Genomic DNA, 26295 nt, shown 5'->3' on the forward strand with positions numbered 1-26295 from the left:
ATGTACAACCATGGCATTACTGACTGAACACGAGCAACGCCAAGTCGCCGAGGCGATTGCCCGGGTCGAGCAACAGACCGACGCCGAGCTGGTCACCGTGCTGGCCGCGCGTGCCGACGATTACGCCTACATCCCGTTGTTGTGGGCCAGCCTGATCGCCTTGGTGGTGCCGGGTGTGGTGCATTACCTGTCGGGCTACCTGACCATGTACACCTTGTTAGTGGCCCAGTGGCTGACCTTCATTGTGCTGTGCCTGGTGTTTCGTTTGCCCAAGGTGACCACGCGGCTGATTCCGCGCTCGGTGCGCCACTGGCGGGCGTCCAACCTGGCGCGCCGGCAGTTTCTGGAGCAGAACCTGCACCACACGTTGGGCAGTACCGGTGTGCTGATTTTTGTGTGTGAGGCCGAGCGTTACGTGGAAATCCTGGTGGATGACGGCATTTCCAAACGCCTGGATGACAGCAGTTGGGATGCCATCGTCAAGACGTTTACCCAGCAGGTGAAGCAGGGGCAGACGTTGGCCGGGTTCATCTCCTGTATCGAAGCGTGTGGCGAGTTGTTGAAGGTGCATGTACCGGTGACGCAAGCCCGGAATGAACTGCCCAACCGTCTGGTCGTACTCGAATAACCCAGGCGCCGCTGAACAACAATGTGGGAAGGGGCTTGCCCTCCCACATTTGGATCTGTGTTGACCACTGGTCAAATAACCCCGTGCCCTAAACCTCTATCCCCCCTAAAATGCCCGGCATTCTTAGCCCGAGGCGTTTTTGTTCATGTCCGTTATCGCTCAACCTGCCAGCCCCGCGCCGGATCATCACGCCCAGTTCATCGAACTGCTGGACACGAGCCTCGCGCAGAACGCCTTTATCAAGCTGGTGCTGGCCAAGTACGTTGGTGAGGACGCCGAGCTGCAACGGCTGATCATCAAGCCCGTGACGGTCAAGGAGCAGGCGTGCCTGTCCTTCGTCTACCGCTACAAGACCCGCGACATCACCAAGAACTTCCCGTTGGCCGATGGCGTGGCGGCGATTGCCGAGCTGCTGCCGGCCTCGTTCAAGAACGCGCATTTGCTGTCGCTGACCGACGAAGCCCAGTTGGAATACAGCAAGAAGAACAAAAGCTCGCTGTTCAAAAGCAAGCCCCAGCAACTGCGTGAGGCACCTTCGGCCGAGCATAACCGCGAGAAGCATCGCTTCCTCGATCTGAGCCGGCCGTTTCTCGCCGACCTGGGTGTGACAGACGCCAGGCAGGCGCTGATCCCATCGATGTCGCGCAAGTGGAAGCAGATCAACAAGTTCATTGAAGTGTTCAGCCATGCGCTGACCTCGTCACCGCTCAAGCTGGACCAACCGGTGCGCGTTGCCGACTTCGGTTCGGGCAAGGGCTACCTCACGTTTGCGATCCACGATTACCTGCGCAACACCCTCCAGGCCGAAGGTGAAGTTACCGGTGTGGAACTGCGCGAAGACATGGTGACCCTGTGCAACACCGCTGCCGCACGCCTGGAACACCCGGGGCTGGTGTTCAAATGCGGCGATGTACGCAGCGTGGCGCCGAGCGAACTGGACGTGATGATCGCGCTGCACGCGTGCGATATCGCCACCGACTATGCGATCCACACCGGCATCCGCTCCGGCGCGTCGATCATCATGTGTTCGCCGTGCTGCCATAAGCAGATCCGCTTGCAGATCCAGAGCCCGGTGCTGCTCAAGCCGATGCTGCAATACGGTTTGCACCTGGGCCAGCAGGCGGAAATGGTCACTGACAGTTTGCGCGCATTGTTCCTTGAAGCCTGTGGTTACGAGACCAAGGTGTTTGAGTTCATCTCCCTGGACCACACCAACAAGAACAAGATGATCCTCGCGGTCAAGCGCGCGGAGCCGGTGGACAATGCGCAGTTGCTGGAGAAGATTCAGCAGTTGAAGGCGTTCTACCAGATCACCGAACACTGCCTGGAAACCCTGCTGCGCGCCGACGGCTACCTGGCCTGAATACTGCTCAATATGGGAGGGGGCTTGCCCCCTGCTACATTTAGACCGTGCTCGGTTTAGGCGCTGGGGCCGGTTGCACGGATGTCCTGCGCCCCAGCATCACCGTCACAATCACCCCGCACGCAAACACCCACGTAATCGGCTCGATATGTTCCCCAAAGAACAACGCCGAAAACGCGATGGTGAAGAAGATCTGCAACAGCTGGATCTGGCTGACCCGCGCAATACCGCCCATGGCCAACCCGGCGTACCAGGCAAAGAACCCCAGGAACTGCGAGAACAGCGACACATAGCCAAACGCCCACCAGGTGCGCATGGAAATCGCGCCTTGATGTTGCGCCGCCAGGTACCACACCGGCCCGATCAACACCGGCGTCGACAGCACCAACGCCCAGCAGATCACCTGCCAGCCGCCCATCTCCTTGGCCAACCTGCCGCCTTCGGCATACCCCAGGCCACCCACGGCAATCGCGCCGAGCATCAGCAAATCACCCGCCTGGATACTGCCGGCGCCGGTGATCAACGCATAACTCAATACCAACGCACTGCCCAATGCGGCGCAGGCCCAGAAGGCTTTGGACGGTCGCTCGTGGGACAGCCACGCCGCATACAGCGCCACGCACAGCGGTTGCAGGCCGTTGACCAGCGCGCCATGGGACGCCGGCAGGGTTTGCATGGCCCAGGCCGACAGCACCGGAAAGCCAAGAATGACGCCCGCGATCACCAGGCACAGCCCGCGCACTTGGCGCCAGGTGGGCCAGCGCTCGCGACGCCACAGCAACAGCGCCGCCGCCGGGACCGCCGCGAACAAGGCACGGCCCAGGCCGTTGAGCAGCGGGTGGATCTCCTGCACCACGATACGGGTGAAGGGCAGGGTCAGGCTGAAGATGATGACGCCCAGCAGGCCGAGGGCCATGCCGGTGTTTTCACGCGATCTCATGGGGGTACCGAAATCCAGAGGGCTTCAAGGGAAGCCCATCTAGCCACAACCCCCGCCGAATGCGGGCCTACAGCTGGGTACGGAATTATCCGTACAGTTTTAGAAGAAGCGTGTGACGCTGATCTTCGCATCGCGACCTTTGGTGTAGGCGCGATCGCCGCTCAACGCGGGCCGGAAGTTGCTATTGAACATGTTGTCCAGGGTGAAGTTGACCTCGGTGCCCTTGAGGTAAGCCTGCTGCGGTTGCCATTTAGCGAACAGGCCCTGTGTGTTGTAACGCTTGTTGCCGTACTGGTCGTAGAACAAGTCACCGACGCTGGTGCCCGGGCCGCCAGAATATTTGTCGCTGGGCAGGCGGTCGGTCGCGCCGATGAACTGGCCCATCCAACCCACCTGAGCGTCCCAGGCCGGAATGTTGGTACCCAACACCAGCACCCATTTGGTCGGCGGGATATCCCGCGCGGCCACATCCGGACCCCATGGGTTGGTGTAGGCGCCTTCGTGCTGGCCTTTGGCGTAGGCATACGATACCGAGCCAAACAGGTAGGTGGAGTTATAAAGCGACTCGACCTCTAAGCCCTTGATGGTCAGGCTGCCGATGTTGCGGTAGTTGGACATCGCGCCCGGCGGGCAAGCGGTGGCGATAGTGCCGCCATTGACGGCCTGGTTCTGGCAACCCACACCGGTGGCCTTGAAAATCTCATCCTCGACTTTGTTATGGAACAGCGTGGTGCGCAGTTGCAGGCTGTCGTCCTGCGTGATCAGGTTGTCGAAGCTGGTGACGTTACCGACGGTGATCGAGGTGATGCGCTCGGGGTCAAGGTCCACACTGGTGGCGGTACGGTTACCCAGGCCTTGAACTTCATATTGCTCGTCGATCACTGGCGCACGCCAGGTCTGACTCCAGTTGGCGAACAGTCCGATCTGCGGGGTCACGGTCCAGAATACCGCCAGGCGGGGTGACCAACCGGTGTAGGTGCGGTCGCTGTAATCGTGGCCGACCGCCGGGGCGGGGTTGCTGTAATACGGCGCATCGTTGGCTTCGCCGCGGTTGCGCACATGGTCGTAGCGCAGCGATGGGGTGACCGTCAGGCTGCCCAAGGTGACCGCGTCCTGGATAAAGAAACTGTTGGTATCGACCTTACCGTGGGGCATGAAGCCCGGCTGGAAGTGCCCATAGTTGTAGAGCGGCGTGTTGTAGGTGGTGCCGGGCATCCACATTTCGGTCTCGCGCACGTGTTTGCGGATCTGCCCGCCGACGGTCACTGCGTGCTGCAACGGCCCGGTGTCGAACAGGCTGATGTTGCGGATATCGAGATTTTTGTCGGTGTAGGCCGTGTCCATCTTGCGCCCGCCGGTGGCCAGTTGGAAAAACGCAGTGGCGTCGCGCTCGTCGGTCTGGTCGGTGTTGGACTGGGAGTACTTGACGGTCAGGTCTACCAGCGGGTTATCCAGGGGCTGGTATTCATACTTGCCCGACCATGTGGTATCGACGGTGTCGCGATGGGCTAAAAAACGCTTGAGTGCCCCTTCGTATCCGTAGCGGTTGATGTTGGCCTGGGTCGGGGGAGTGGGGTAGCTTGCGGCGGAAAACGGTGTCCAGCGATTGCTGTGGGACTGTGAGTAAGAGAGGCCAACGGCATGTTCATCGGTGAGGTGTGCGTTGATCTTGAACAGTTTGCCGTCCACATCCTGGGCGGTGTTGGGCAGGCGCTGGGGGTTGATCGGGTACTGATTGTTCTCGTTGGGCAACTTGGCGGCCACTTTCATATCGTCGCCGTCGCGTTTGGTCAGGTACGCCAATGCATCGAACCGCCCATCGTCAGTCCGGCCATACACGGCGCCGCTGTAGACCTGTTCATGGTCGTTGCTGGAGTAACCGTATTTGACCATCGCACCGCTATTGCGGCCGTCCTTGAGCAGGTCGGGGGCATCCTTGGTGACCATGTTAACGGTGCCGCCAAAACCGCCGTTACCGGTGAAAGGCGAATTGGGGCCTTTCTCCACTTCGATCGTCTTGATCAGTTCGGGCTCGATGAATACTGTGCCTTGCTGGTAGCGCTCGAAACCGCTTTTGGTGGCACCGTCGACGGTTAGCGGTACGTCTTCGGCATCGCCGAAACCGCGGATGTTGATGGTCTGGCCGCCCGGTTTGAGCGAACCACCCTGGCTGACGCCCGGCAAGGTTTGCAGCAGGCTCGGGATGTTATTGGCCTGGTAGCGGTCGATGTCGGCTTGGGTCAGGGTTGAGCGGTTGACCGTACTGGAGTCGACTTCATTGCCCGTGCCAATCACGCTCAGCGCATCCAGCAGGATCGTACCGCTGTTGGTGGTCTTGGCCTCTTCGGGCTTGACCACGTAGGTACTGCCCACCTTGATCAAGGTAAACGCAGCGTTTTTCAGCAGGGTGCGAATCGCCACTTCCGGGGTGAAATCACCGTTGAGCGCCGGTGCCTGTACGTTCTTGAGCAGCGTTTCATCGAACAGCAACTGGATTTTCGCCTGCTGCGCCACCTGACTCAGGGAGGTGGCCAGCGACTGGGCGGGCAGGTGCAGGGTGAACGACTCGGCCTGGGCACTGAGGCTGAAGGCCAGGCAGCTGGCAATAAGGGTTGGTCGCAGAAACAGATGCGTAGCGTGGCAAGGCGCGCGAAACATGAAATCCCCCAGTGTGGCCAAATGGCCGAAAATGCGTGCGTATCAAACGCAGACCGGAGGAAGACGGGGCTGGCCAAAAAAACCACACCTGCGAATGAAAAATATTCTCAAGTGTGGTTTTGGCTGGCTTACTTGCTCGGTTCTATCCGGACAATGCCGTCGGCCGACGCCACGGTTTTCACCGGCAGCAGGGCGGGCAGGGCATTGAGCAGGGCGTCGGGGTCATTCACATCAAGATTGCCCGACACTGTCAGGTGGGCCACGGCGTTGCTCACCTGCAACGGCGCCTGGGGGCGGTACAGGCTCAGTTCATCGATCAGGCTGACCAGTTCGCGGTTGCGAAACGACAAGTGCCCGCTGCGCCAGTCGGCCACTTCTTCAGCCGTGAGGGTTTGCTGCTGCAAGGTGCCTTTGGTGTAGCTATAGCTGGCGCGTTGCCGGGCGCCGAGCAGGGTGACGGGGCTTTTGGTGTCCGGTTCGAACGCGACCTGGCCGTGGGCGACGCTGACCACCAGTTGCTGCTGGCTGCGTCGCACGTCAAAACCGGTACCGACCACCCGCACAGTGGCCGCGCCGGCCCGCACGAACAGCGGGCGCTCCTTGTCGGCAGCCACCTCGATGTACAACTGGCCCTTGTCCAGGTGCACGATGCGTTGGTGCGCATTGAAGTCCACGCGCAGTTGAGTATTGGCATTCACGTACAAGGTACTGCCATCCGGCAGATTCACGGTGCGCATGCCCTTGGCATGGGCAGCGACCTGGGTGTGATAGAGCTCACGCGGCGCGCCGATATGCGTGGCCAGCACCGCGCACAGCAATGCGGCGGCCACCGCTAGCGCAGGGCGCCATACCGATGGTTTGCGCTTGGGCAGCGCCACGGGTTTGTTCAGTTGCTGCAACTGGGCCAGGTCCGCCCACAGTTGCTCGAATTCGGCATAGGCGCGGGCATGGGCCGGTTCGGCCACCCAGGCGGCAAACGCCCGGCGGTCGGCGCGGTCGGTGTCGTTGCGGTTGCGCGCAAACCAGCTGGCGGCCTGGGCGTCGATGGCGTCGCTATCGTCGATATCCAGGTCGTCGGTGTCGCTCAGGCGGTTCATTCTGGCTGCTCCGTGCCGGGGTCGTTTTGAAGGCGTCGCTTGCAATGCAGCAGGGCAAAGGCGATGTGCTTTTCCACCATGCTGGTCGAAATGCCCATGCGTTCTGCAATCTGCGCCTGGCTCAGGCCTTCGAAGCGGTGCAGCATAAGGGCTTCTCGCCTGCGGGGCGAGAGTTCGGCGAGGACTTCTTTCAACTGTTCCAGGCGTTGCAAGCGTTGCGCGGCGGCCATGGGATCGTTTTGCTCGTCGGTGACAGGTTCGACGTCCATGGCGGCCTGATCTTGATGGACGGTGTGTCGTACCTTCTGTTTGCGCCAGTGATCACGCAGCAGGTTGCGTGCCATCTGGAACAGAAACGCTCGGGGCTGCTCGACCTTGGCGCGGTCGCGGTAGTCCAGCCATTGGGTAAAGACATCCTGGGTCATGTCCGCCGCGTCGCTGGCGTTGTCCGTGCGTTTACGCAGGAAATACAGAATATCCGTATAAAACGCGCGAAAGGCATCGGCCGACACCGGGTCGGGCTTGGGACGAGACATGGATATCCTTCTTGACGAAGCACGACGTGGGAAAAGTCGTGAATGATATCGAGAACTATTGTCATTTGTCTCTATTTGAAGGATCCACTCTATTTAAAATGTGGGAGGGAGGCCCCGCCCCACACTGGATCGCCGCGTCAGCGCAGCAGCGTCGTCAGCTGTTCAATCCCCGCTTCACCCAAGGGGAACACCGGCAACCGCGGATCACCCACCTCCAATCCGGTCAACCGCAGCCCAGCCTTGATCGTCGCCGGCAACCCGCCCTTGAGGATAAATTCCAGCAGCGGCAACTGACGATAAAACAGTTCACGTGCGAGGGTCAGGTCATTGGCCAATACAGCGTTATACAAATCCAGGTTGAGCTGCGGGATCAGGTTCGGCGCCGCCGTGCACCAACCCTTGGCACCCGCCGCGAAGGCTTCCAGCGCCAGCGGGTTGCAGCCGTTGTAGAACGGCACATCACTGTGACGATGCAACTGGTGCATACGCTGAATATCCCCGGTGCTTTCCTTGACCATGGTCACGTTCTCGACCTGCTTGAGGATGCGCAGGATCAGTTCCACCGACATGTCCGTGCCACTGGTGGCCGGGTTGTTGTAGAGCATGATCGGCACACCGACGCTGTCGCCGATCGCCGCGTAGTGGGCGAGAATTTCCGCCTCGCTGAGTTTCCAGTACGAGGCTGGCAGCACCATCACCACATCGGCGCCGTTGGCTTCGGCGTAACGGGCGCGGCGCACAGCCTTGGCGGTGGTCAGGTCGGACACGCTGACAATGGTCGGCACGCGCCGGGCGATTTTTGCGAGGCTGTAGGCGCTGACTTCGTCCCACTCGGCATCGCTTAGATACGCGCCTTCGCCGGTGCTGCCCAGTGGAGCAATGGCATGCACGCCGCTGTCGATCAGACGGTCGATGGAGCGGCCGAGGGCGCCGAGGTCGATGCTTTGACCGTCAGCGCTGAACGGTGTGATGGTGTAGCCGATGATGCCGTGAAGAGTGGGGCTGGACATGGATAGTCTCCGGTCTGAGAGGGGCGGGTCAGTTCAGGCAATCGGCGTGTTGGCGCAGGTTCTGCCGGGCGTAATAGTTGAACGCGGCGCCATGGCGCTTGGGTCGGGAAATCCAGTCATGGGCCTCGCGGCCCAGCGCTGGCAGGATCGGCTTGATAGTGCCCGCCGCCATCGCCAGCAGCTGCAATTTGGCGGCGCGCTCGATCAACTGGGCGATTACGCAGGCCTCCTCGATACTCGCCCCGGTGGACAGTTGACCGTGGTGCGAGAGCAAAATCGCGCGCTTGTCGCCGAGCGCCGTGGTGATGATATCGCCTTCCTCATTGCCCACCGGCACGCCTGGCCAGGCTTCCAGGAAGGCGCAGTCTTCGTACAGCGGGCAAAGGTCCATGTGGGACACCTGCAGCGGCACTTCGAGCATCGACAACGCCGCGATATGGGTGGGGTGCGTGTGGATGATGCAGTTCACATCCGGCCGGCCACGGTACACCCAGCTGTGGAAACGGTTGGCCGGGTTGGGGATGCCGTGACCTTCCAGCACTTCAAGGTCCTCGTTCACCAGCAACAGGTTGCTGGCGGTGATCTCATCAAAACCCAGGCCCAATGGTTGGGTGTAATAGGTGCCTGGCGTGGGGCCGCGTGCGGTGATCTGCCCGGCCAGGCCGGAGTCGTGGCCGTTCTCGAACAGGATGCGGCAGGTGAGCGCCAGCTTTTGCCGGTCGGTCCACGTATTATCCGCCAGGCTGTTTTGCATCTGATTCAGTGCGTGCTTGACCAGTTGGTCTTTGGGGAGTGCTAATGTCTTGGCCATATCGGTGTCCTTTGGGTTAGAGCAAATGACACTAAAGATGCTATATGACACTTTGTGTCATTGGCAAGCACAGCTTATCGTTTACTGCATGGATTACCCGCAGCGCATGTCTATCCGTTTGAAATTATTAAGGAAAAAACTCGGCGTGACCTTGGAGGCCCTGGCTGAAAAATCCGGGATGACCAAGAGTTACCTGTCCAAGGTCGAGCGCGGGCTCAACACGCCGTCCATTGCCGCCGCGTTGAAACTGGCCAAGGCGTTGAACGTGAACGTCGAGGAATTGTTCAGCGAGGATCGCGTCAGCCTCGACAGCTACAGCCTGGTGCGCAGTCACGAGCGGCCCGATACCACGCCGGGTTACGCGGTGCTGGCCCATCAAGTCAGCGAGCGCAGCTTGCTGCCGTTCATCATTTACCCGCCGGCGGAGTTCAGCGACAAGACCTTCAAGGAGCATCTGGGGGAGGAGTTTCTGTTCGTGCATGAAGGCGCGGTAGAGGTGGACTTCATGAACGAACGGGTGATTTTGCAGCGAGGCGATGCGTTGCACTTCAACGCGCAAAAGCCGCACCGGCTTCGTTCGGTGGGGGACGTGCAGGCGCAGCTGCTGGTGGTGGTGCACAGCGCGGAAGAATAATCACGATCCGAATTTTTGATCAGCGTTCGACAGGGACGGACAGTGCTGCATTCCCCAGCGGATGCGTGCGCGCCGCAAAAAACTTCAGCGCCACACCGCTGCCATCAAACAACTCGAAATACCGGCGCTTCTGCTGGCGGATAAACCCTTCACTGCGGCCCGACACCGAGATCGCCAGCGTGCTCACATTGGCCTGGCGAATCGCGTCCACCAAGTGCTGATCCTGCGGCCCCAGACCGTGCCCGAAGATGCACAGCGCGCCCTCGTGAGTCAGCAATTGCTCATAGCAGAACGACAGGTAATCCGAACTGCGGATGGTCTTGAGCTTCTCCTCCATCTTGCCTTCGCTGACAAACAACGGCACATCGTCCAGGGTCTTGATCGTGTTGTTGATGGCAAAGCTGCTGAGCAAGGTGCTGTCGGTCGTCGGCAGTTTGCGCGCAGTGCCGTCGAGGTTGCGCACCAGGTGCAGGCCGCCGTGCAGGTACAGGATGCGTGTGGCGTCGGTGCGGGTGTTGCGCAGGTCGAAGCTGGCGTCGGCGTTGCGAAACAGGTCGTCGATGCCCGGCGTGTGCAGGATCGCCCAGTAGTTGAGCAGATCGTAGTTACTGGTAAACACAGTGGCATAACTGGCCAGTTCCGTGTTGATCGCTGCCAGTGTCGATGGCTGCACCAGGCGCCACGGGATATGCACCGCGTGGATCGTGTTGATCAACGCTTCCTTGATCGCGTAGTAGCGATTGCGCGGTGCCGCCGAGCTGACTGCCAACGCCTTGTTGACCCGGCTGGTGGTTTTCAGCGCGCCCAGGGCTTGCTCGAAACTGCGGGTTTGCAGGGCGTCGAACACGCTGAGTTCAGAGGGGCTCAGGGGTTTTTCTTCGACGGTGCGGGCGTTTTCAAACAGCGAGTCGTAGGCAAAGTCTTCCCAAATCGTACGACTCGCGCCGTTGCCGATCAGAATCCCAGTGAAGTCGATGGCGCTGCGCAGGGCGCTCCAGTCTTCAAGGTGGGCGTCAATATCCTGGAAATCCTTCATTGCGGCGGGCTACTCGAAATCGGCTGGGCGGTGACTTTATCACGAGCGGGCGTTGATCCTGATCAAGATGCCGCAGGCCAGTGAGGTCGATGCTGTAGGCATAAACGTTATCCGAGGATTCGCCATGAGCAGCACCTTCTTCATTCCTGCCGTCAACATCATGGGCACCGATTGCCTCGACGAAGCCATGAACGCTATCCGCAACTACGGTTTTCGCAAGGCGCTCATCGTCACCGACGCCGGCCTGGCCAAGGCGGGCGTGGCCAGCATGATCGCCGAAAAACTGGCGATGCAGGACATTGACTCGGTGATCTACGACGGCGCCAAGCCCAACCCCAATGTGGAAAACGTTGAGAAAGGCCTGGCGTTGTTGCAGCACAGTGCGTGTGATTTTGTGGTGTCGCTGGGCGGCGGCTCGCCCCATGACTGCGCCAAGGGGATTGCCCTGTGCGCCACCAACGGCGGGCATATCGGCGACTACGAAGGCGTCGATCAGTCGGCCAAGCCACAACTGCCGCTGGTCGCCATCAACACCACCGCCGGCACTGCCAGCGAGATGACGCGCTTTTGCATCATCACCGACGAAACCCGCCACGTGAAAATGGCCATCGTTGACCGCAACGTCACGCCGCTGCTGTCGGTCAACGACCCAGCGCTGATGGTCGGCATGCCCAAGGGGCTCACCGCCGCCACCGGCATGGACGCCCTGACCCACGCCATCGAAGCCTACGTCTCCACCGCCGCCACGCCGATCACCGATGCCTGCGCGATCAAGGCCATCGAACTGATCAGCGCCAACTTGCGCCTGGCCGTACGCGACGGCAGCGATAAGGTCGCGCGGGAAAACATGGCTTACGCGCAGTTCCTCGCCGGCATGGCCTTCAACAACGCATCCCTGGGCTTTGTGCACGCCATGGCCCACCAGTTGGGCGGTTTCTACGACCTGCCCCACGGCGTGTGCAATGCGGTGCTGCTGCCCCATGTGCAAAGCTTCAACGCAAGCGTCAGCGCCAAACGCTTGAGCGACGTGGGCCGCGCACTGGGTGCCGAGATCAAGGGCATCACCGCAGAAGAGGGCGCCCAAGCCGCCATCGCCGCCATCCGCAGCCTGGCCCAGGACGTTGAAATTCCCGCCGGCCTGCGTGAACTGGGCGCCAAGTTGCAGGACATTCCGCTGCTGGCGGCCAATGCGTTGAAGGATGCGTGTGGACTGACCAACCCACGGCGCGCGGATCAGCGTCAGATTGAGGAGATTTTTCGCAGCGCGTTTTGAATAGGGGCAGTGGCAAGCGGCAAGCGTTAAGCTACAAGTCGAATGCGTTTAACTTGAGCTTGCGGCTTGCCGCTGAGGTCCCCTTATGAGAGTTCTGTTATTCGGCGCCACCGGCATGGTCGGCCAGGGTGTTCTGCGTGAATGCCTGTTGGCTGCCGACGTGCAGGAAATCGTCGCCGTTGGCCGCACGCCACTGACCCAGGAACACGGCAAGCTGCATCAGGTATTGCACGGTGACATGCTGGATTTCCAGCCCCTGGAAAACCTGCTGCAAGGCTTTGATGCGTGCTTCTTCTGCCTCGGCGTGTCTTCGGCCGGCATGAATGAAACCAGGTACACCCATCTCACCTATGACTTGACTCTCGTCGCTGCCAGCACCTTGGCGCGGCTCAATCCGCAGATGACGTTTATCTATGTGTCCGGCGCCGGTACCGACAGCTCCGAGGCGGGCAAGTCGATGTGGGCGCGGGTCAAGGGCAAGACCGAGAACGCCTTGCTGCGCTTGCCGTTCAAGGCGGTGTACCTGTTCCGGCCGGGGATTATCCAGCCGTTGCACGGTGTGCGCTCGAAGACGCCGTTGTACCAGGCCTTTTATTCCGTGCTGGGGCCTGTGCTCTCGTTTGTGCGCCGGGTCAAACCGAGCTGGGTGGTGAGTACCGAGACCGTTGGGCGGGCGATGTTGCAGGCGGTGAGCCACGGCGCGCCGCAAGCGGTGGTAGAGCAGGGCGAGATCCACCGTCTGGCTGCCGAGCGTCGCTGATGTTGCACAAGAGCCTGGTGCGTCGCCTGGACCTGATCACCCTGCAGCTGTTTGTCGCGGTGTTCGAAGAAGGCACTTTGACCCGTGCCGCTGCCCGTGAGGCCATTGCGGTATCGGCCGCCAGCAAGCGCCTGATGGAACTGGAGCACGTGTTGGGCGTAAGCCTGTTTGTGCGCCGGGCCAAGGGCATGGACCTGACGGCCGCTGGCGAAACGCTGTTGCACCATGCACGGCAGATGCTGTTCAACGTCGAGAAGATGGGCCTGGAACTGGGCGAACACAGCCACGGTGTGCGCGGTTATGTGCGGATGTTGGCCAATCTTTCGGCGATCATTCAGTTCCTTCCTGAAGATTTGCGCGATTTTTCCGAGCTGCATCCCGAAGTGAAAACCGATCTGGAAGAGCGCCCCAGTACCGGCGTGGTGCAGGGCGTGCTGGACGGCGTCGCGGACCTGGGTATCTGCTCGTGCGACACAGACACCAAAGGCTTGCCCAGCGTGACCTATCGGCTCGACAAACTGGTGGTGCTGATGCCGGCGGATCATCCGTTGGGAGCGCGCCAGAGCGTGGCGTTCGCCGAAACCCTGGACAGCGACTACGTCGGCCTGCACGCCGCGAGCTCAATCAACATGCGTACCCACGCCGCTGCGCGTGAGGCCGGCAAGATGCTGCGCCTGCGTATCCATGTGCCGGGCTTTGATGCGATGTGCCGGATGGTCCAGGCCAATATGGGCATCGGTATCCTGCCGCACAAGGCCTACGAATTGTTTGGGCGCGCACTGGGTTTGCACGCGGTGCCGTTGACGGACAGTTGGTCTGATCGCCGTTTGATCCTGGTGGTGCGCGACGAAGCGCAATTGTCGCCAGTGAGTCGGCTGTTGTTCGATTACCTGAGTCTGTCGATGCCTTCCCTGGAGCAGCCTGCCAGCCTGGTCCTACGGAAAATTCGCTGAGCGTTCGCTTTTCGCGAACGCTCCTTGCCAACTGACGGTTGGATTTCTTCCGCCCCCGTCCTCTAGCCTTGGTCCACATTCCAAGAATAAGAGGTACACCCCATGACGGCTCCCCTGAGCGGTATCAAGGTGATCGAGATCGGTACCTTGATTGCCGCGCCGTTCGCCGCACGGTTGATGGCCGAGTTTGGCGCCGAGGTGATCAAGATCGAATCCCTCGGCCAGGGCGATCCGCTTCGTAAATGGCGAAAGCTGCACAACGGCACGTCGCTGTGGTGGTACCTGCAATCACGCAACAAGAAGTCGTTGGCGCTGGACCTCAAGTCCACGCAAGGCCTGGGCCTGATCAAGCAACTGCTTGGCGACGCCGACGTGCTCATCGAAAACCTGCGCCCCGGCGGCCTGGAAAAACTCGGCCTGGGTTGGGACGTGCTGCACGCACTCAACCCCAAGCTGACCCTGGTGCGCATCTCCGGCTACGGCCAGACAGGCCCTTACCGCGACCGTCCGGGTTTCGGCGCTATCGGCGAGGCCATGGGCGGCATTCGCTACACCACGGGCAACCCGGATTCGCCACCGGCGCGAGTGGGGGTGAGCCTGGGCGATTCCCTCGCGTCCCTGCACGCAGTGATCGGCACCTTGATGTCGTTGCTGCGAGTCAAGACCGGCCAGGGCGATGGGCAGATTGTCGACGTGTCCCTGGCTGAAAGCGTGTTCAACCTGATGGAAAGCCTCGTGCCGGAATACGACATGCTCGGTCATGTGCGCGAACGCAGCGGCGGGGCCTTGCCCGGCATTGCACCGTCCAATACCTACCTCACCGCCGATGGCGCCTATGTGGTGATTGCCGGCAACAGTGACCCGATCTACAAGCGGCTGATGACCACCATCGGCCGTATCGACCTGGCCGAAGCCCCCGAGTTTGCCCACAACGATGGGCGTGCGGCGCAGAGCGGCCTGCTGGATGCGGCGATTACCCACTGGACCAGCAGCCTGCCCATCGAGCAGGTGCTCAGCGCCCTGGAAACGGCGCAAGTACCGGCCGGGCGTATCTATTCGGTGGCGGATATCGTCAGCGACCCTCACTACCAGGCACGTGACATGCTGCTCGACGCCGAGCTGCCTGGCGGCGTTTCGGTGAAGATGCCGGGCATTGTGCCCAAACTCTCGCAAACCCCCGGCGGTGTAAATTGGTCGGGCCCGGCCCTGGGCCAGCACACTGACGACATTCTCACCGGGCTGGGCCTCACCGGCGCCGATATTCAACGCCTGAAAACCACCGGAGTGGTGCAATGATCACTGATTATTCCGACCCGCTGATCGTGCAGGAAGTGTCCCCGCGCGATGGCTTGCAGATCGAACCGACCTGGGTTGAGACCGCCGATAAGATCGCGCTGATTGACCGGTTGTCACTTGCCGGTTTTTCGCGGATCGAGGCCGGTTCGTTCGTCTCACCCAAGGCTATCCCTGCGCTGCGCGATGGCGAGCTGGTGTTCCAGGGTATCGAGCGCAAAGCCGGTGTGATCTACGTGGCGCTGATCCCCAACCTCAAGGGCGCCGAGCGCGCCATCGCGTCTCGCGCCGATGAGCTGAACCTGGTGATGTCCGCCAGCCAGACCCACAACCTGGCCAATATGCGCATGCGCTGCGAAGCATCGTTGGCAGCATTTGCCGACATCGTCAGCTTTGCCGCCGAGCATCCGGTGCGCCTCAACGGCAGTATCGCCACCACCTTTGGTTGCCCGTTCGAAGGCAAGGTCGACGAAGACCGCGTGCTGCAGATCGTTGACGCCTGTCGCAAGTTGGGCATTCAGGGCATCAGCCTGGCTGACACCACCGGCATGGCCAACCCCCGTCAGGTGCAACGCCTGGTCAAGCGCGTGCTGGAGCGCATTCCCGCCAGTGACCTGACGCTGCATTTCCACAACACCCGCGGCCTGGGGTTGTGCAATGTACTGGCCGCTTACGAGGCCGGTGCCCGTCGTTTTGATGCGGCGCTTGGCGGCCTTGGCGGCTGCCCATTTGCGCCGGGAGCCTCGGGCAATATCTGTACCGAAGACCTGGTCAACCTGTGTGAGGAAGTCGGGATTCACACCGGGATCGACTTGGCGCACCTGCTGGACATGTCCCGGCGCCTGCCGGCGCTGTTGGGCCATGAGTTGCCCGGTCAACTGGCCAAGGCCGGGCGCAATGGTGATTTGCATCCACCCCCGGCTTACATCGCCACGTTGTAACGCCTGCCAGACAACAAAAACAATCGGACGCCTGTGAGCAGTCCGCTGGAGAAGCACAATGAGCACTAATACGTTAGAGGCCGGCGCGCGCCCGGCCGGTGAAGTCGATCCCATCAAAGCCGTGGTCAAGAAGGTCGCCTGGCGCCTGATGCCACTGATCATGGTCTGCTACCTGTTTGCGTTTTTTGACCGCATCAACATCAGCTTCGCCAAGTTCCAACTGCAAGCCGACCTGGGCCTGAGCAACACCGCCTATGGCCTGGGCGCGGGGCTGTTCGTGATCGGTTACGTGATCTTCGAAGTGCCGAGCAACATGATGCTCTACAAGGTCGGTGCGCGCCGCTGGATTGCGCGGATCATGGTGTCCTGGGGCCTGGCCACGGCGGCCATGGTATTTGTCACGGCCGAATGGCAGTTCTATGCACTGCGCTTTGTGATCGGCGCGATGGAGGCCGGGTTTGCCCCTGGCGTGCTGTACTACCTGACGCTGTGGTTCCCCCAGGATTTCCGTGGGCGGATTACTTCCTTACTGTTCCTGGCCTCTGCGTTCGCCGGGCTGGTGGGCGCGCCGTTTTCCGGCCTGGTGCTGGAGCACTTGGACGGCGTGCTGCAGATGCGCGGCTGGCACTGGTTGTTCCTGCTTGGCGGCTTGCCGTGTATAGGGCTGGCGTGGATGGTGCTGACGCAATTCAAGGATCGCATCGAAGATGCACCTTGGCTGAGCGCCGAGGAAAAAACCTTGCTGTCCAGCCGTATCGCCGTGCACGAAGTGCACAAGAAAGGCTCGTTGCTCCAGGCCCTGCGCATTCCGGGTTTCCTGATGCTGGGGCTGATCTACTTTCTGATTCAGGTGGCGTCCTACGGCCTCAACTTCTGGGCTCCGCAATTGATCCGCAGTGCGGGGGTCGAAAGCCCGGTGGTGATTGGCTTGCTGACGGCCATTCCTTACATCTGCGGGGCGATCACCATGGTCCTTGTGGGGCGTTGGTCGGATGCCACGGGTGAGCGGCGCAAGTTCGTCAGCGGTCTGGTGGCGTTGGGCGCTGTAGGGTTCTTCTGTGCAGGGATCTTTGATAACCACACCACCTTCCTGATCATCGCCCTGGGCCTGCTGGGCGCGGGGATTATCGCGTCGATCCCGACCTTCTGGACCTTGCCGCCCAAACTGCTGGCGGGCGCGGGTGCCGGGGCGGCTGGCGGGATTGCGCTGATCAACACGTTGGGGCAGTTGGGCGGCATCGTCAGCCCGGTCATGGTGGGGCGCATCAAGGACATCACGGGCAGTACCACGCCGGCGCTTTATGTCATTGCTGTGTGCGCCTTGATTGCCGCAGCACTGTTGCTGTGGGGTTTGCCACACAAGCTGCGTACGTCCGACAAGCGCTGACGGTATTTCACGCGGCAGCCAGGGCTTTGGCTGGTGCGCCGCCGAATTGAATCAGCGCCACCCCACCTATCAACAACAACGCCCCAAGCACCCGGGGCGTTGTCAGTTGACGCTCCACCAGGCCAAACAGCCCGAAGTGGTCGAGCAGCAGTGATGCAATCAGTTGCCCCGCCAACGCCAGGGCAATGAACCCGGATGCCCCCAGCTTGGGCAGCAGCATCAGCGCCAAGGAAATAAAGCACACGCCAAACGCGCCACCGGCCCACATCCATAACGGCGCCTGGGTAATGAATGCCAGGCTCGGCAAGGGCAGGCGCAGGGCGATGATCACCGGCAGCAGCACGATAATGCTCACCAGCAGCGATGCCAGCGTGGCCCACAATGGATGGCCCAGCCCGCGCCCGAGGTTGGCATTGATTGCACTCTGAAACGGCACCACCGCCCCGGCTATTACCGCCAGCACCAATAAACCCAGCCATTGCAATGTTGTCATTTGGTATCTCCCAGAGGTTTTGCTGGACTCTAGGCTATTCGTCGCGCAAATTTAAATTCCTAGTTCTTATGCTGGATATGCAGCTGATGAATGATCTGCGCCGCATCGACCTCAACCTGTTGGTGATCCTCGACGCCTTGCTCAGCGAGCAACACGTTACCCGCGCCGCCGAGCGCCTGCACCTGAGCCAGCCGGCGGTCAGCCATGCGCTGGCGCGGTTGCGGGATGTGTTGGGGGATCCGTTGCTGGTGCGCCATGGCGGCGCGCTGGTGCCCACTGCGCGTGCGTTGGAATTGGCCGCACCGCTGGCCGAAGCCCTGGCCCAGGTGCAGGCGTTGCTGGCGCCGAATTGTTTTGATCCGGCGTCGGCCAAGCGCCGGTTTCGTGTGGCAATGTCGGACTACAGCGCGGCGATTTTCCTACCGGGATTGGTCCGCGTTCTGCGTCGTGAGGCGCCGGGCATCGACCTGCAAGTCATCCAGGCCAGCCGTGAAGGCATGGTCGACGGTGTGCTCAATGGCGACCTTGACCTGGCCGCCGGTGTGTTCCCCGACATGCCCGCCGAACTGCGCACCACGCCCTTGTTCGAAGAGCACTACACCTGCCTGGTGGACCGTAACAGCCTGCCGCCGGACGGCACACTCGACCTGCCCACCTACCTCTCGCGCCCCCACGTGCTGCTGGAAATGCGCGGCAGCGGCACGCCGGAAATCGAACGTGCGCTGACGGCGATTCGTCAGCGGCGGCATGTGGCGATCAGCCTGCCGCATTGGGGCGTGGCGCCGCAATTGATCGAGGGCACGGACCTGATCCTGACCGTATCGTCGCGGGGCTTGCGCGCTGTCGAGCATCCGCACTTATTGGCCGTAGCGCCGCCGTTTCATATTCCATCGTTTGCGTTTGAGCTGGCGTGGCATGCGCGGCGGGGAGGGGATTCGGGGTTGCAGTGGTTGATGGGGCAGGTGCGCAGAGTTTTACAAGACTGAATAAGGATCGCTACCAAGACGCGGGTGGCTGACGACGGGTATGGAAAATCCGCATGACCTGCAACCGCCCCTCTCGAATGCGGTAGGGAACGATATAAGGCCATCGAGGCACCACCCATTCGCGAGTACCGGATACTCGGCCCTCTTTCCCCATTGCGGGAAATTGCGCGATGTTCTCAAGGCCGCTCAAAATTGCCTGGACGAACTCATAGGCCGCTTTGGGATTTTCTTCGGCAATGAAGGCCGCTTCGTCGTCAAGGTTCCTGAGGGCTACCCTCAGCCACTCAACCTGCATTGTTGCGCCATTTGTCGGCGATAGCTTTTACCTCTGCTGCCGTTGCGAAGTCACCCGCATCAGCTTCTTTGAGGGCTTTTTGAATTTCTTCAATTTGCCAGGCTTCGCGCGTCAAGTATTCGCGTAACGCATCAACTGCGAGAAAGGATTTGCTGCGCCCGGTGGCCTTGGCAAGACTGGCAAGCGTATCGGCGATTTCTTCCGGTATGCGTAGGGACATAACAGACATATATATCTCGATGTAGTGATGTGTAGTGAAACATACTACCTTGTCATCATGCTTGCAGTTTGCACCGTTCGTCAGAGTCATTATGGTCTAGGACATCTTCATGCTTACAGGACTCAATCACCTAACGTTGGCTGTCACTGATTTGCACCGCAGCCTGTGCTTTTACCATGACCTGCTGGGGCTTCGGCTTGATGCCACTTGGAGCAACGGCGCCTATCTCTCATTGCCGGGTTTATGGTTATGCTTGTCTCTGGACCCGCTGCGCGTCTCGACGCCTGCACCTGATTACACCCACTTTGCATTTACCACCGATGCGGGCGATTTCGCTGCACTGGTTGAGCGCTTGAGGGCTGCCGGTGTTCAGGAGTGGCGCGACAATCGTAGTGAAGGCGCCTCGTTCTACTTCCTTGACCCCGATGGACACAAGCTCGAAGCCCATGTAGGTGATCTGGCATCGCGTCTGCAGGCCTGTCGACAGAAGGCCTATCCAGGAATGAAGTTTTACCCCTAGCACCGGAACATACAGAATCCATCCAACTCACAGTCTTTTTTCAGAGTCGCCTTCATGACCCTATCCCTGCTGCTCGCCGTACTCGCCTCGGGTTTTATCTATGGCATTACACCTGGCCCTGGCGTGTTGGCCGTGTTCGGTATCGGTGCCGCCCGTGGTCGCCGCGCCGGGGCAGGTTTTCTGTGCGGGCATCTGCTGGGCGATGTGGTGTGGTGCAGCACCGCGTTGATCGCCATTGTCGGTGCGCGGGAAGTGGGCAGCACTGCGTTTGATGTGCTGGGCGTGCTCAGCGGCCTGTATCTGTTCTGGCTTGGCTGGCGGGCCATCCGCACGCAACGGCGCAGCAGTGACGACCCTCAGGGCGCCGCGCGGCATCCGTTCTGGCACGGGATTGTGTTCGGCCTGACCAATCCGAAAGCCTACCCGGTGGCGGTCGCGACCTTCACTGCGTTGCTGTCCAGCCGCGCCGAGTTGCTGACCTGGTCGATGCTGCCGTCGCTGATCTTCCTGAGCTTCGTTGGCGGTCTGCTGGCCTATGCAATCCTGATCGGCGTGGTCGGCGCCCAACGTGTACGCACGGTGTATCAGCGTCATGAAGTCCTCATCACCAAGCTCTGTGGCGTGATGTTTATCGGCTTCGCCATCAATGCGCTGGCCCATGCGGTGCCAGGCCTGTTCGCCAGCAAACCGGCATGAGATGTCGACGACCGTTCGTCGCGTCGGCAATTTTTTTTCTAAACCTTTACCGCCCTGAAAATTCGAATTCAGGGCGGGGTGTGTTCCCCGCCCTAATTTTTGCCCTGGAGGAACCCATCATGAGCCGCATGGCTATCCGGTTACGCACCGCCAGTTTCGCGATGCTGCTGGGCCTCGGCGCCAGCAATGCTTTCGCCCAGTCGCCTGCTGAATTCATCGAGCAGGCCTCGGCCAAAGGAATGGCCGATATCGAGACCAGCCGCATGGCCCACGCGAAAACCTCGTCCCAGGAAATCAAGGACTACACCATCGAGGTGATCAACGAGCGCACCCTGGCCAATCAGCACTTGGCAGCCATCGCCAAGAAGCTCGATCTGCCCGTGGCGCCACGTGAGAAAATTGTCGACAAAGCCGAGACCCTGATGCCCGAGCTCAAGGACGGCGACTCGTTCGACGCCGCCTATACCGCACAACAGGTCAAGGAAAACGAAGACGCTATTGCACTGTTCAAACAGGAAGGCGCCGCGTCGGATGTACCGGAAATAAAAGCGTTGGTCGATGAGACACTGCCAAAACTGGAAGAGCGCCTGCAGAAGGCCCGCGCCTTGGCGTCGACTTATGGCAAAGGTCATCAAGGCGACGGTTAAGGTCGTCACCTGAATTGAAAAACGGCGGTTGGATCCTCTCCAACCGCCGTTTTTTTATGCCTGGTTCAGATCGGTTTTAGTGGGCGCCGCGTCGTCGGCAGCGTGGCCGCAACTGCTGTTCAGGTTCAGGGTGCCGGCGTTGCCAATGCTGCGGTATTCCTGGCGCAGTTTTTCCAGCTCTTTGCGGTCCAGACCATCCAGGCTGAGTACGGCGTTCTGTGCATCTTTGGACACGCGCAGCAGCTCGTCGATCTTGATATGCAGGATATCGTTGTCGCGGTTCTGGGTGTTCTGGATCAGGAACACCATCAGGAAGGTGATGATGGTGGTCGAGGTGTTGATGATCAGCTGCCAGGTGTCGTTGTAGTGGAAATACGGCCCGCTCAGGCTCCACGCCAGGATCAATGCCGTCGCTGCGTAGAAGGTGCGGGGGCTGCCTGCCCAGCGGGACAGGGATTGCGAGACTGTGGAGAATTTCATGACCGTTTTCCTGGAGTGAAGGGGTGATGAACGTATGGACAGCAGGTGCTCTTTGAAATTTCTTTTTACAACTTGGCTGATGAACCAAACGGTGCGCTTTTTCTTCGGGTTTCAAGGCAAGGGCTTACATCGACCAGCAGTGGCGGGCGCAAGACTTTGCTTTTGCCTGGACTGCCCATGCGCGCCATTCCTACCCGCGATTTGCCCACGCTCTATTACCGGACTGAAGATCATTTTTTTACCGTGACCTGTCCGTTACGTCGGCGCTATGGCGCCTGCATCACTGCCTATTTCACCGATCTATTTTGCAACCCGTCGAACCTGTTGCTTATCCGCATGGGCAACGCCCCGTCGGGTGACGCAATGACTGAGCCTCTGGGTCTGATTCGCCGCACCTGCCTGGCGATACAGGTGGTGATTCATGAGGAAAAGGTCGAGGGAGTGCATGAGGCACTGACGGAGCTCGGCTTGCAGCCTGCCGAAAGGACCACCACGATGGCGCTCGAACTGTCGCGTCGGGTGCCTTCGGTAAGTGAGCGTTTTTCGCAGATCAGCCTGACTCGGAACTTGAATGACTGGGCGCTTCCCATTGGCAATGCGTTCGCGGTCCCGCCCGAGGTGGTGGCGCATTATCAGGCCCGGCACCAGCGTGCCCTGGACGCCGGTCAATCACTTCACCACTTCACTTTGTCCGTCGAGGAGAGGGTGGCGTGTTCGTTGACGTTGTCGCTATGTGATGGCGTCGCACGGCTTAACGATGTCGGCACGATCAAGGAATTTCGTGGGCAGGGTCATGCCACTCAATTGATTAACGCTGCGCTGCTGCACGCTTCGAACCTGGGCGCCCAGCGATGCTTTCTAGAGGCGTCGATGGCGGGGCGCTCGTTGTACAGCACGCTGGGTTTCAAACCGTTGTTCGATTACCAGTACTTTAACCGTGGAGCGGTCGCAGGCACGTGATCAGAAGGCCATTTTCACCTGGCCGCGGTTCTCAAGGGTCAATAGATACTGCTTGGCCTCAAGCCCTCCAGCAAAGCCGGTCAAGGTTCCCGAGGCTCCGATGACCCGATGGCACGGCGCGATGATTGAAATCGGATTACGCCCATTGGCCGCACCCACGGCGCGCACGGCGTTGGGGTTGCCGATCTGTAGGGCGATCTGGCTGTAGCTGCGGGTTTCGCCGAAGGGGATGGTCAGCAATGCCTGCCAGACCTGCTTCTGGAACGCGGTGCCGTTGAAATCCAGTTCCAGCTCGAAGGTGCTGCGCGTGCCGGCGAAGTACTCCTGCAACTGGCGCTCGGTTTCCAATAGCACGGGGCTTTCATTGGCTTCGTGCAATTCGCCCAGGCGCACGCGGTTGGCGCGTTCTGTCTCCCACAGGATTGCACCGAGCTTGCCATTGCGCGCCACCAGGGTGAGTTGGCCAACGGGGGAGGGCATGAGTTTGTATTCGTACACCATGAGCGGGCTCCTATGGGCGGGTGTAGTGCCAATCTAAAGCATGCCGCCCCGGTCAAAACTACGTTTCTTGCGGTGGAATTCGGCGGCGTCAGCGGTCCTGCTGCAGCACTTTAAGCGCAGTCGACGAGATCCCGGCAATCACGCTGAGGAACGCCTCGACCAACACACTTTTCGTTTCAGTCGCGGTCAAGACTAACAACTGCGCACAGGCGTCCGCCTCGATCAGCGGCCTGTACTTGATGCCCTTGTTCATCAAGCTTTGCGTGCATTCCGGTACCAGCGCCACCCCTTGGCCAGCCGCCACCAGCGCGATGATCGAGGTGATCTGCCGCCCAGTCGGGCCAGGGCGCAGGGGCACGCCGTGGTGTCGGTAAAGCTGTTCGATGGATTGGTTAAGCCCCGAGCCATAATCCGCCGGAAACAATATCAGTGGGTAGGCACTGAGCTGCGCCAAGCTGACCTCGGCCAGGCTCGCCAGTGGGCTGTCTGTGGACACCGCCGCTACCAACCGCTCCTCTCCCAGGGATAGCACCTGCACTTCTGCGGGGGGCGGTAGCAGTCGGCTCAAGCCGATATCCAGCCGCCCATCCGCTACCTGAGCGCCCAGGCTGCCGGAAGCGCACTCCACCAGCGTCAACTGCACATCTGGATATCGCTGGGCAAAAGACTGGATCGCTTGGCTGAACAGATCTGAGAGGGCTATTGAGCTGGCATAACCAAGCGCCAGCTGCCCGGCAGTGCCTGCGGCCAATTTGTTTGCGATCACCTGTGCCACGTCGATCTGTTCCAACACGCCGCGTACATAGGGCAGAAACGCTCGTCCTTGGGCCGTGAGGGTCACCGTGCGGCTGGTGCGGTCAAACAGTTTGAAACCCAACTCTGCTTCCAGCGCTGAAATCTGCCGTGTCAGCGGTGGTTGCGCGAGGTGCAGGCGAATGGCAGCACGGCCGAAGTGCAATTCCTCGGCGACCGTCAGAAAGTAACGCAGCTTGCGTAGGTCGAGCATCCTGGTCCTTGGGTATCAATCGGTCGGAATTCGGTATTGGTCCCAGACCCGCAGGCCATTCTATAAAGACCTTTCAAAATAAGACGAGAGGTTTCATGAAATCGCGCCTGCATTGCGCCCGCCTTGCCCTGTTCCTGTGTGGCTGCGCGGCGTTTCTCAACCTGTATGCAACCCAGAGTATCCTCCAGACCTTTGCCGCGCAGTTCCACCTCAGTCCCAAGGCCGCAGGTTGGAGCATCACCGTGACCACTCTCGCCGTGGCGATCACCGCGCCGTTTGTCAGTCGTGTGACCGGTCGTTTCGAGCAACGCACGGTGATCTGCGTGGCCGCGCTGTTGCTGGCGGTGCCGACATTGATGACCGCCTATGCCGGCAGCTTTGCCGAAGTGCTGGTGTGGCGCTTCGTGGAGGGCATGGTCATACCGGTGGTGTTTGCCACCAGCGTGGCCTATATCGGCGACCGTTGGCATGGCGGCACCGTCACCGAAGTCACCAGCCTGTATGTCGCCGGCACCGTGTTGGGTGGGTTTGCCGGACGCTTCGTCACGGGGATGGTGACTGAGTACTTCGGTTGGCGCGAAGCCTTTGAAGTGCTGGCGGTGTTGAGTTTGATGGTCGGTGGGTTTATCCAGTTTCTGCTGCCGGCCAACCGCGCGCGGGAGGTCCAAGTCCGCGCTCCTTCTTCGAGCGTTTTTCGCAAACCATTGTTGGCTGCTTACGCCGTAGGTTTTTGTGTGTTGTTTTCCCAGGTTGCAGCGTTTACCTACGCAGGTTTGTACCTCGGCCTACCGCCATTCAACCTTGGACCGGCGGCCTTAGGCACGCTGTACATGGTGTTTTTGTTGGCGCTGATTGTGATCCCCATCGCCGGCTGCCTGAGCAAGGCCCGTCCCCATGCCCAATTGCTGACGGTGGCTGCCGTGCTTGGCGTAAGCGGATCAGCCCTGACGCTGATCCCCTCTCTGTGGTGCATCGTGACGGGCCTGGCCCTCAGTTCCACCGGCGTGTTCCTTGCCCAGGCCGCAGCCAATGCCTTCACCACCGCCACCGCGCACGACAACAAGGCCGGCGCCGTTGGCGTCTACCTCACGTGTTACTACTTGGGCGGCAGTTGCGGTGCAGTCGTGCCAGCGCTGATCTGGGAGCGTTGGGGCTGGGACGGTTGCGTGGCGCTTATCATCGTGTTCCAGCTGTTGATCTTGTTGATCGCGCTGACAGGTTGGCGACCCTACGAACCTATGCGGGGCCAACCCTCATGACGTTGCCTGCCGGGCCTGGATGGCTGGTTGCAACGGTCCTAAAGAGTCGCACCCAGCGAAAATGGAATGCGCAACGCACCGACAGCGCCCTCGCGGGTGCCACACATTTCGTCATGGGCGCACTGCTGCACCAACACACAGGGAAACGGTGGAACGTCCTGCAACAGGTCGCGTAAATGCGTGCTGGAGCGCAGGCGCAGGGTCTTGCCGTTATCGTCCAGCAATGTCATCTCGACGTGATCGAGCTTCACACGGGCAATATAGAAACCGCCCTCCAGGGACAGCAACTCAAGACCCCGTATTTCACCTTTCTCGGCCAGTTTGGCCAGCTTCTGCACATTCATTTTTCACCCCCGCGTTGACTGTTATTGGCGACGAAAGAACAACGTGACCTGGCCCCATTCCACGCCGAACTTGGACATGCTTGACCGGTTGATCATCGTGTCCTCGTCCATCAGGTACATCCAGTCGTCAAAACTCACCTCGTACACCGAGCCATCCACCGGGAGGTTGAGGCGGTAGCGCCACCGCAACGCGTTCCCGGCGACCTCGCCGATGGCCTCGCCCACCACATCACCCGCTCGCCCGCGCCAGCGCCCCGGACCATCGGGCGTGAGCGTCCACACGCGGCGCTGGCGAGTGCCGTCGCTGTACAGGAACTTTTCGTCGAGAATCAGTTTTTCGCCCTCGCGATGACTGGCGATATCCACTTCAAAACGCTTGGCGACTTCGCCCGAGCGTTTCTCGAAGATGCCCCAGGCTTTCACGGGTTTGCTGAAGAAACGCTCAAGATCCAGCGCAGGTTTCTGGTCGGCGTAGTGTCCGACCTCTACATTGCTGCAACTGGCCAGGCTCAAAACCAGCAACAGTGAAATCAGCAGGCGCGTCATTGCCCGGCTCCTTGATCGTGCG

30 protein-coding genes are annotated in these 26295 nt (G+C 60.5%); 15 read left to right on the forward strand and 15 right to left on the reverse strand.

What is annotated here, in order from left to right; translation table 11 throughout:
* Window positions 1-10: 10 nt before the first annotated feature.
* On the forward strand, window positions 11-628 hold the full coding sequence (locus DNK50_RS10840) for a TPM domain-containing protein (protein ID WP_099587546.1): 618 nt from the start codon (window positions 11-13) through the stop codon (window positions 626-628).
* 145 nt (window positions 629-773) lie between these two features.
* Window positions 774-1991: an SAM-dependent methyltransferase gene (locus DNK50_RS10845; protein WP_112193977.1), complete on the forward strand. Its 1218-nt coding sequence runs from the start codon at window positions 774-776 to the stop codon at window positions 1989-1991.
* 40 nt (window positions 1992-2031) lie between these two features.
* Here the strand turns inward: DNK50_RS10845 and DNK50_RS10850 are convergent, their stop codons facing one another.
* The 6 genes from DNK50_RS10850 to DNK50_RS10875 form a co-directional block, all read right to left on the reverse strand.
* Entirely contained in the window at window positions 2032-2931 is a 900-nt protein-coding gene (locus tag DNK50_RS10850; RefSeq protein WP_099587544.1) for a DMT family transporter, read from the reverse strand.
* Between the two features lie 99 nt (window positions 2932-3030).
* Window positions 3031-5589 (reverse strand): TonB-dependent receptor, encoded by a 2559-nt coding sequence (locus DNK50_RS10855; protein ID WP_112193979.1) that lies wholly within the window; start codon window positions 5587-5589, stop codon window positions 3031-3033.
* Between the two features lie 128 nt (window positions 5590-5717).
* Window positions 5718-6686 (reverse strand): FecR domain-containing protein, encoded by a 969-nt coding sequence (locus DNK50_RS10860; RefSeq protein WP_112193981.1) that lies wholly within the window; start codon window positions 6684-6686, stop codon window positions 5718-5720.
* Complete coding sequence (locus DNK50_RS10865) at window positions 6683-7222, reverse strand: RNA polymerase sigma factor (RefSeq protein WP_112193983.1); 540 nt, start codon at window positions 7220-7222, stop codon at window positions 6683-6685. The genes DNK50_RS10860 and DNK50_RS10865 overlap by 4 nt, the downstream gene beginning before the upstream one ends.
* A 137-nt stretch (window positions 7223-7359) precedes the next feature.
* On the reverse strand, window positions 7360-8232 hold the full coding sequence (locus DNK50_RS10870; protein ID WP_099587540.1) for a dihydrodipicolinate synthase family protein: 873 nt from the start codon (window positions 8230-8232) through the stop codon (window positions 7360-7362).
* 28 nt (window positions 8233-8260) lie between these two features.
* The gene (locus DNK50_RS10875) at window positions 8261-9043 is read right to left on the reverse strand and encodes an aldolase (RefSeq protein WP_099587539.1); all 783 of its coding nucleotides are present in this window, start codon (window positions 9041-9043) and stop codon (window positions 8261-8263) included.
* 106 nt (window positions 9044-9149) lie between these two features.
* On the opposite strand from DNK50_RS10875, the gene DNK50_RS10880 reads away from it, so the two are divergent.
* Entirely contained in the window at window positions 9150-9677 is a 528-nt protein-coding gene (locus DNK50_RS10880) for a helix-turn-helix domain-containing protein (RefSeq protein WP_099587538.1), read from the forward strand.
* 19 nt (window positions 9678-9696) lie between these two features.
* Here DNK50_RS10880 and DNK50_RS10885 read toward each other — a convergent pair whose 3' ends face one another.
* Window positions 9697-10713 (reverse strand): DUF4917 family protein, encoded by a 1017-nt coding sequence (locus tag DNK50_RS10885; protein ID WP_112193985.1) that lies wholly within the window; start codon window positions 10711-10713, stop codon window positions 9697-9699.
* Window positions 10714-10837: 124 nt separating this feature from the next.
* Between DNK50_RS10885 and yiaY the strand changes: the two genes are divergently transcribed.
* From yiaY to DNK50_RS10915, 6 genes are all read left to right on the forward strand, one after another.
* Complete coding sequence (gene yiaY / locus DNK50_RS10890; RefSeq protein WP_112193988.1) at window positions 10838-11986, forward strand: L-threonine dehydrogenase; 1149 nt, start codon at window positions 10838-10840, stop codon at window positions 11984-11986.
* 85 nt (window positions 11987-12071) lie between these two features.
* The gene (locus tag DNK50_RS10895) at window positions 12072-12746 is read left to right on the forward strand and encodes an NAD(P)H-binding protein (RefSeq protein WP_099587535.1); all 675 of its coding nucleotides are present in this window, start codon (window positions 12072-12074) and stop codon (window positions 12744-12746) included.
* Window positions 12746-13699 carry a LysR family transcriptional regulator gene (locus DNK50_RS10900; RefSeq protein ID WP_099587534.1) on the forward strand — a complete coding sequence of 318 codons (954 nt, stop codon included), beginning with the start codon at window positions 12746-12748 and terminating at the stop codon, window positions 13697-13699. Before DNK50_RS10895 ends, DNK50_RS10900 begins: the two co-directional genes overlap by 1 nt.
* A gap of 102 nt (window positions 13700-13801) precedes the next feature.
* A complete protein-coding gene (locus DNK50_RS10905) occupies window positions 13802-14995 on the forward strand; it encodes a CaiB/BaiF CoA-transferase family protein (RefSeq protein ID WP_099587533.1) in 1194 nt (397 codons plus the stop codon).
* Complete coding sequence (locus DNK50_RS10910) at window positions 14992-15933, forward strand: hydroxymethylglutaryl-CoA lyase (RefSeq protein WP_112193990.1); 942 nt, start codon at window positions 14992-14994, stop codon at window positions 15931-15933. The genes DNK50_RS10905 and DNK50_RS10910 overlap by 4 nt, the downstream gene beginning before the upstream one ends.
* 58 nt (window positions 15934-15991) lie before the next feature.
* Window positions 15992-17320, forward strand: coding sequence for an MFS transporter (locus DNK50_RS10915; RefSeq protein ID WP_099587531.1), 1329 nt, complete (start codon window positions 15992-15994; stop codon window positions 17318-17320).
* Window positions 17321-17327: 7 nt separating this feature from the next.
* Here DNK50_RS10915 and DNK50_RS10920 read toward each other — a convergent pair whose 3' ends face one another.
* Window positions 17328-17813, reverse strand: a complete 486-nt coding sequence (locus DNK50_RS10920; protein WP_099587530.1) for a DMT family transporter — start codon at window positions 17811-17813, stop codon at window positions 17328-17330.
* 68 nt (window positions 17814-17881) lie between these two features.
* On the opposite strand from DNK50_RS10920, the gene DNK50_RS10925 reads away from it, so the two are divergent.
* Window positions 17882-18799 (forward strand): LysR family transcriptional regulator, encoded by a 918-nt coding sequence (locus DNK50_RS10925; RefSeq protein ID WP_099587529.1) that lies wholly within the window; start codon window positions 17882-17884, stop codon window positions 18797-18799.
* A gap of 10 nt (window positions 18800-18809) precedes the next feature.
* On the opposite strand, the gene DNK50_RS10930 is transcribed toward DNK50_RS10925, so the two are convergent.
* Together DNK50_RS10930 and DNK50_RS10935 are read right to left on the reverse strand one after the other, a co-directional pair.
* Window positions 18810-19094, reverse strand: a complete 285-nt coding sequence (locus DNK50_RS10930; protein WP_112193992.1) for a type II toxin-antitoxin system RelE/ParE family toxin — start codon at window positions 19092-19094, stop codon at window positions 18810-18812.
* Window positions 19084-19323: a CopG family ribbon-helix-helix protein gene (locus DNK50_RS10935; RefSeq protein ID WP_112196918.1), complete on the reverse strand. Its 240-nt coding sequence runs from the start codon at window positions 19321-19323 to the stop codon at window positions 19084-19086. Before DNK50_RS10935 ends, DNK50_RS10930 begins: the two co-directional genes overlap by 11 nt.
* Before the next feature lie 100 nt (window positions 19324-19423).
* Here DNK50_RS10935 and fos point away from each other — a divergent pair, with 100 nt between their 5' ends.
* The 3 genes from fos to DNK50_RS10950 all read left to right on the forward strand — a co-directional run bounded on the left by fos (window position 19424) and on the right by DNK50_RS10950 (window position 21177).
* A complete protein-coding gene (gene fos, locus DNK50_RS10940; RefSeq protein WP_099587526.1) occupies window positions 19424-19834 on the forward strand; it encodes a fosfomycin resistance glutathione transferase in 411 nt (136 codons plus the stop codon).
* Between the two features lie 54 nt (window positions 19835-19888).
* Window positions 19889-20530, forward strand: coding sequence for a LysE family translocator (locus DNK50_RS10945; RefSeq protein ID WP_099587525.1), 642 nt, complete (start codon window positions 19889-19891; stop codon window positions 20528-20530).
* 119 nt (window positions 20531-20649) lie between these two features.
* Entirely contained in the window at window positions 20650-21177 is a 528-nt protein-coding gene (locus tag DNK50_RS10950; RefSeq protein ID WP_016975135.1) for a DUF4142 domain-containing protein, read from the forward strand.
* Between the two features lie 54 nt (window positions 21178-21231).
* On the opposite strand, the gene DNK50_RS10955 is transcribed toward DNK50_RS10950, so the two are convergent.
* Complete coding sequence (locus DNK50_RS10955) at window positions 21232-21657, reverse strand: low affinity iron permease family protein (RefSeq protein ID WP_099587524.1); 426 nt, start codon at window positions 21655-21657, stop codon at window positions 21232-21234.
* A 45-nt stretch (window positions 21658-21702) separates the two neighbouring features.
* Between DNK50_RS10955 and DNK50_RS10960 the strand changes: the two genes are divergently transcribed.
* Window positions 21703-22617 (forward strand): GNAT family N-acetyltransferase, encoded by a 915-nt coding sequence (locus DNK50_RS10960; RefSeq protein WP_371929491.1) that lies wholly within the window; start codon window positions 21703-21705, stop codon window positions 22615-22617.
* On the opposite strand, the gene DNK50_RS10965 is transcribed toward DNK50_RS10960, so the two are convergent.
* Window positions 22618-23118 (reverse strand): methylated-DNA--[protein]-cysteine S-methyltransferase, encoded by a 501-nt coding sequence (locus DNK50_RS10965; RefSeq protein ID WP_099587522.1) that lies wholly within the window; start codon window positions 23116-23118, stop codon window positions 22618-22620.
* A gap of 88 nt (window positions 23119-23206) precedes the next feature.
* On the reverse strand, window positions 23207-24124 hold the full coding sequence (locus DNK50_RS10970; RefSeq protein WP_112193996.1) for a LysR family transcriptional regulator: 918 nt from the start codon (window positions 24122-24124) through the stop codon (window positions 23207-23209).
* 95 nt (window positions 24125-24219) lie between these two features.
* On the opposite strand from DNK50_RS10970, the gene DNK50_RS10975 reads away from it, so the two are divergent.
* The gene (locus DNK50_RS10975; RefSeq protein WP_112193998.1) at window positions 24220-25383 is read left to right on the forward strand and encodes an MFS transporter; all 1164 of its coding nucleotides are present in this window, start codon (window positions 24220-24222) and stop codon (window positions 25381-25383) included.
* A 38-nt stretch (window positions 25384-25421) separates the two neighbouring features.
* On the opposite strand, the gene DNK50_RS10980 is transcribed toward DNK50_RS10975, so the two are convergent.
* Together DNK50_RS10980 and DNK50_RS10985 are read right to left on the reverse strand one after the other, a co-directional pair.
* Window positions 25422-25727 (reverse strand): DUF6482 family protein, encoded by a 306-nt coding sequence (locus DNK50_RS10980; protein ID WP_112194000.1) that lies wholly within the window; start codon window positions 25725-25727, stop codon window positions 25422-25424.
* A gap of 21 nt (window positions 25728-25748) precedes the next feature.
* Window positions 25749-26273 carry a DUF3833 domain-containing protein gene (locus DNK50_RS10985; RefSeq protein ID WP_112194002.1) on the reverse strand — a complete coding sequence of 175 codons (525 nt, stop codon included), beginning with the start codon at window positions 26271-26273 and terminating at the stop codon, window positions 25749-25751.
* Window positions 26274-26295 lie beyond the last annotated feature (22 nt).

The organism is Pseudomonas sp. LG1E9 (assembly GCF_003290225.1).
Taxonomy (GTDB): Bacteria; Pseudomonadota; Gammaproteobacteria; order Pseudomonadales; family Pseudomonadaceae; genus Aquipseudomonas; species Aquipseudomonas cyclaminis.

What these genes read in the sequence shown, in the direction of transcription:
- DNK50_RS10985 (WP_112194002.1), bottom strand. Translation starts at nt 26,273, where the DNA reads ATGACGCGCCTGCTGATTTCACTGTTGCTGGTTTTGAGCCTGGCCAGT.
- yiaY (WP_112193988.1), top strand. Translation starts at nt 10,838, where the DNA reads ATGAGCAGCACCTTCTTCATTCCTGCCGTCAACATCATGGGCACCGAT.
- DNK50_RS10935 (WP_112196918.1), bottom strand. Translation starts at nt 19,323, where the DNA reads ATGTCTGTTATGTCCCTACGCATACCGGAAGAAATCGCCGATACGCTT.
- DNK50_RS10970 (WP_112193996.1), bottom strand. Translation starts at nt 24,124, where the DNA reads ATGCTCGACCTACGCAAGCTGCGTTACTTTCTGACGGTCGCCGAGGAA.
- DNK50_RS10895 (WP_099587535.1), top strand. Translation starts at nt 12,072, where the DNA reads ATGAGAGTTCTGTTATTCGGCGCCACCGGCATGGTCGGCCAGGGTGTT.
- DNK50_RS10860 (WP_112193981.1), bottom strand. Translation starts at nt 6,686, where the DNA reads ATGAACCGCCTGAGCGACACCGACGACCTGGATATCGACGATAGCGAC.
- fos (WP_099587526.1), top strand. Translation starts at nt 19,424, where the DNA reads ATGCTTACAGGACTCAATCACCTAACGTTGGCTGTCACTGATTTGCAC.
- DNK50_RS10870 (WP_099587540.1), bottom strand. Translation starts at nt 8,232, where the DNA reads ATGTCCAGCCCCACTCTTCACGGCATCATCGGCTACACCATCACACCG.
- DNK50_RS10875 (WP_099587539.1), bottom strand. Translation starts at nt 9,043, where the DNA reads ATGGCCAAGACATTAGCACTCCCCAAAGACCAACTGGTCAAGCACGCA.
- DNK50_RS10945 (WP_099587525.1), top strand. Translation starts at nt 19,889, where the DNA reads ATGACCCTATCCCTGCTGCTCGCCGTACTCGCCTCGGGTTTTATCTAT.
- DNK50_RS10910 (WP_112193990.1), top strand. Translation starts at nt 14,992, where the DNA reads ATGATCACTGATTATTCCGACCCGCTGATCGTGCAGGAAGTGTCCCCG.
- DNK50_RS10850 (WP_099587544.1), bottom strand. Translation starts at nt 2,931, where the DNA reads ATGAGATCGCGTGAAAACACCGGCATGGCCCTCGGCCTGCTGGGCGTC.
- DNK50_RS10965 (WP_099587522.1), bottom strand. Translation starts at nt 23,118, where the DNA reads ATGGTGTACGAATACAAACTCATGCCCTCCCCCGTTGGCCAACTCACC.
- DNK50_RS10855 (WP_112193979.1), bottom strand. Translation starts at nt 5,589, where the DNA reads ATGTTTCGCGCGCCTTGCCACGCTACGCATCTGTTTCTGCGACCAACC.
- DNK50_RS10920 (WP_099587530.1), bottom strand. Translation starts at nt 17,813, where the DNA reads ATGACAACATTGCAATGGCTGGGTTTATTGGTGCTGGCGGTAATAGCC.
- DNK50_RS10905 (WP_099587533.1), top strand. Translation starts at nt 13,802, where the DNA reads ATGACGGCTCCCCTGAGCGGTATCAAGGTGATCGAGATCGGTACCTTG.
- DNK50_RS10845 (WP_112193977.1), top strand. Translation starts at nt 774, where the DNA reads ATGTCCGTTATCGCTCAACCTGCCAGCCCCGCGCCGGATCATCACGCC.
- DNK50_RS10925 (WP_099587529.1), top strand. Translation starts at nt 17,882, where the DNA reads ATGCTGGATATGCAGCTGATGAATGATCTGCGCCGCATCGACCTCAAC.
- DNK50_RS10930 (WP_112193992.1), bottom strand. Translation starts at nt 19,094, where the DNA reads ATGCAGGTTGAGTGGCTGAGGGTAGCCCTCAGGAACCTTGACGACGAA.
- DNK50_RS10840 (WP_099587546.1), top strand. Translation starts at nt 11, where the DNA reads ATGGCATTACTGACTGAACACGAGCAACGCCAAGTCGCCGAGGCGATT.
- DNK50_RS10950 (WP_016975135.1), top strand. Translation starts at nt 20,650, where the DNA reads ATGAGCCGCATGGCTATCCGGTTACGCACCGCCAGTTTCGCGATGCTG.
- DNK50_RS10915 (WP_099587531.1), top strand. Translation starts at nt 15,992, where the DNA reads ATGAGCACTAATACGTTAGAGGCCGGCGCGCGCCCGGCCGGTGAAGTC.
- DNK50_RS10865 (WP_112193983.1), bottom strand. Translation starts at nt 7,222, where the DNA reads ATGTCTCGTCCCAAGCCCGACCCGGTGTCGGCCGATGCCTTTCGCGCG.
- DNK50_RS10885 (WP_112193985.1), bottom strand. Translation starts at nt 10,713, where the DNA reads ATGAAGGATTTCCAGGATATTGACGCCCACCTTGAAGACTGGAGCGCC.
- DNK50_RS10975 (WP_112193998.1), top strand. Translation starts at nt 24,220, where the DNA reads ATGAAATCGCGCCTGCATTGCGCCCGCCTTGCCCTGTTCCTGTGTGGC.
- DNK50_RS10955 (WP_099587524.1), bottom strand. Translation starts at nt 21,657, where the DNA reads ATGAAATTCTCCACAGTCTCGCAATCCCTGTCCCGCTGGGCAGGCAGC.
- DNK50_RS10980 (WP_112194000.1), bottom strand. Translation starts at nt 25,727, where the DNA reads ATGAATGTGCAGAAGCTGGCCAAACTGGCCGAGAAAGGTGAAATACGG.
- DNK50_RS10880 (WP_099587538.1), top strand. Translation starts at nt 9,150, where the DNA reads ATGTCTATCCGTTTGAAATTATTAAGGAAAAAACTCGGCGTGACCTTG.
- DNK50_RS10900 (WP_099587534.1), top strand. Translation starts at nt 12,746, where the DNA reads ATGTTGCACAAGAGCCTGGTGCGTCGCCTGGACCTGATCACCCTGCAG.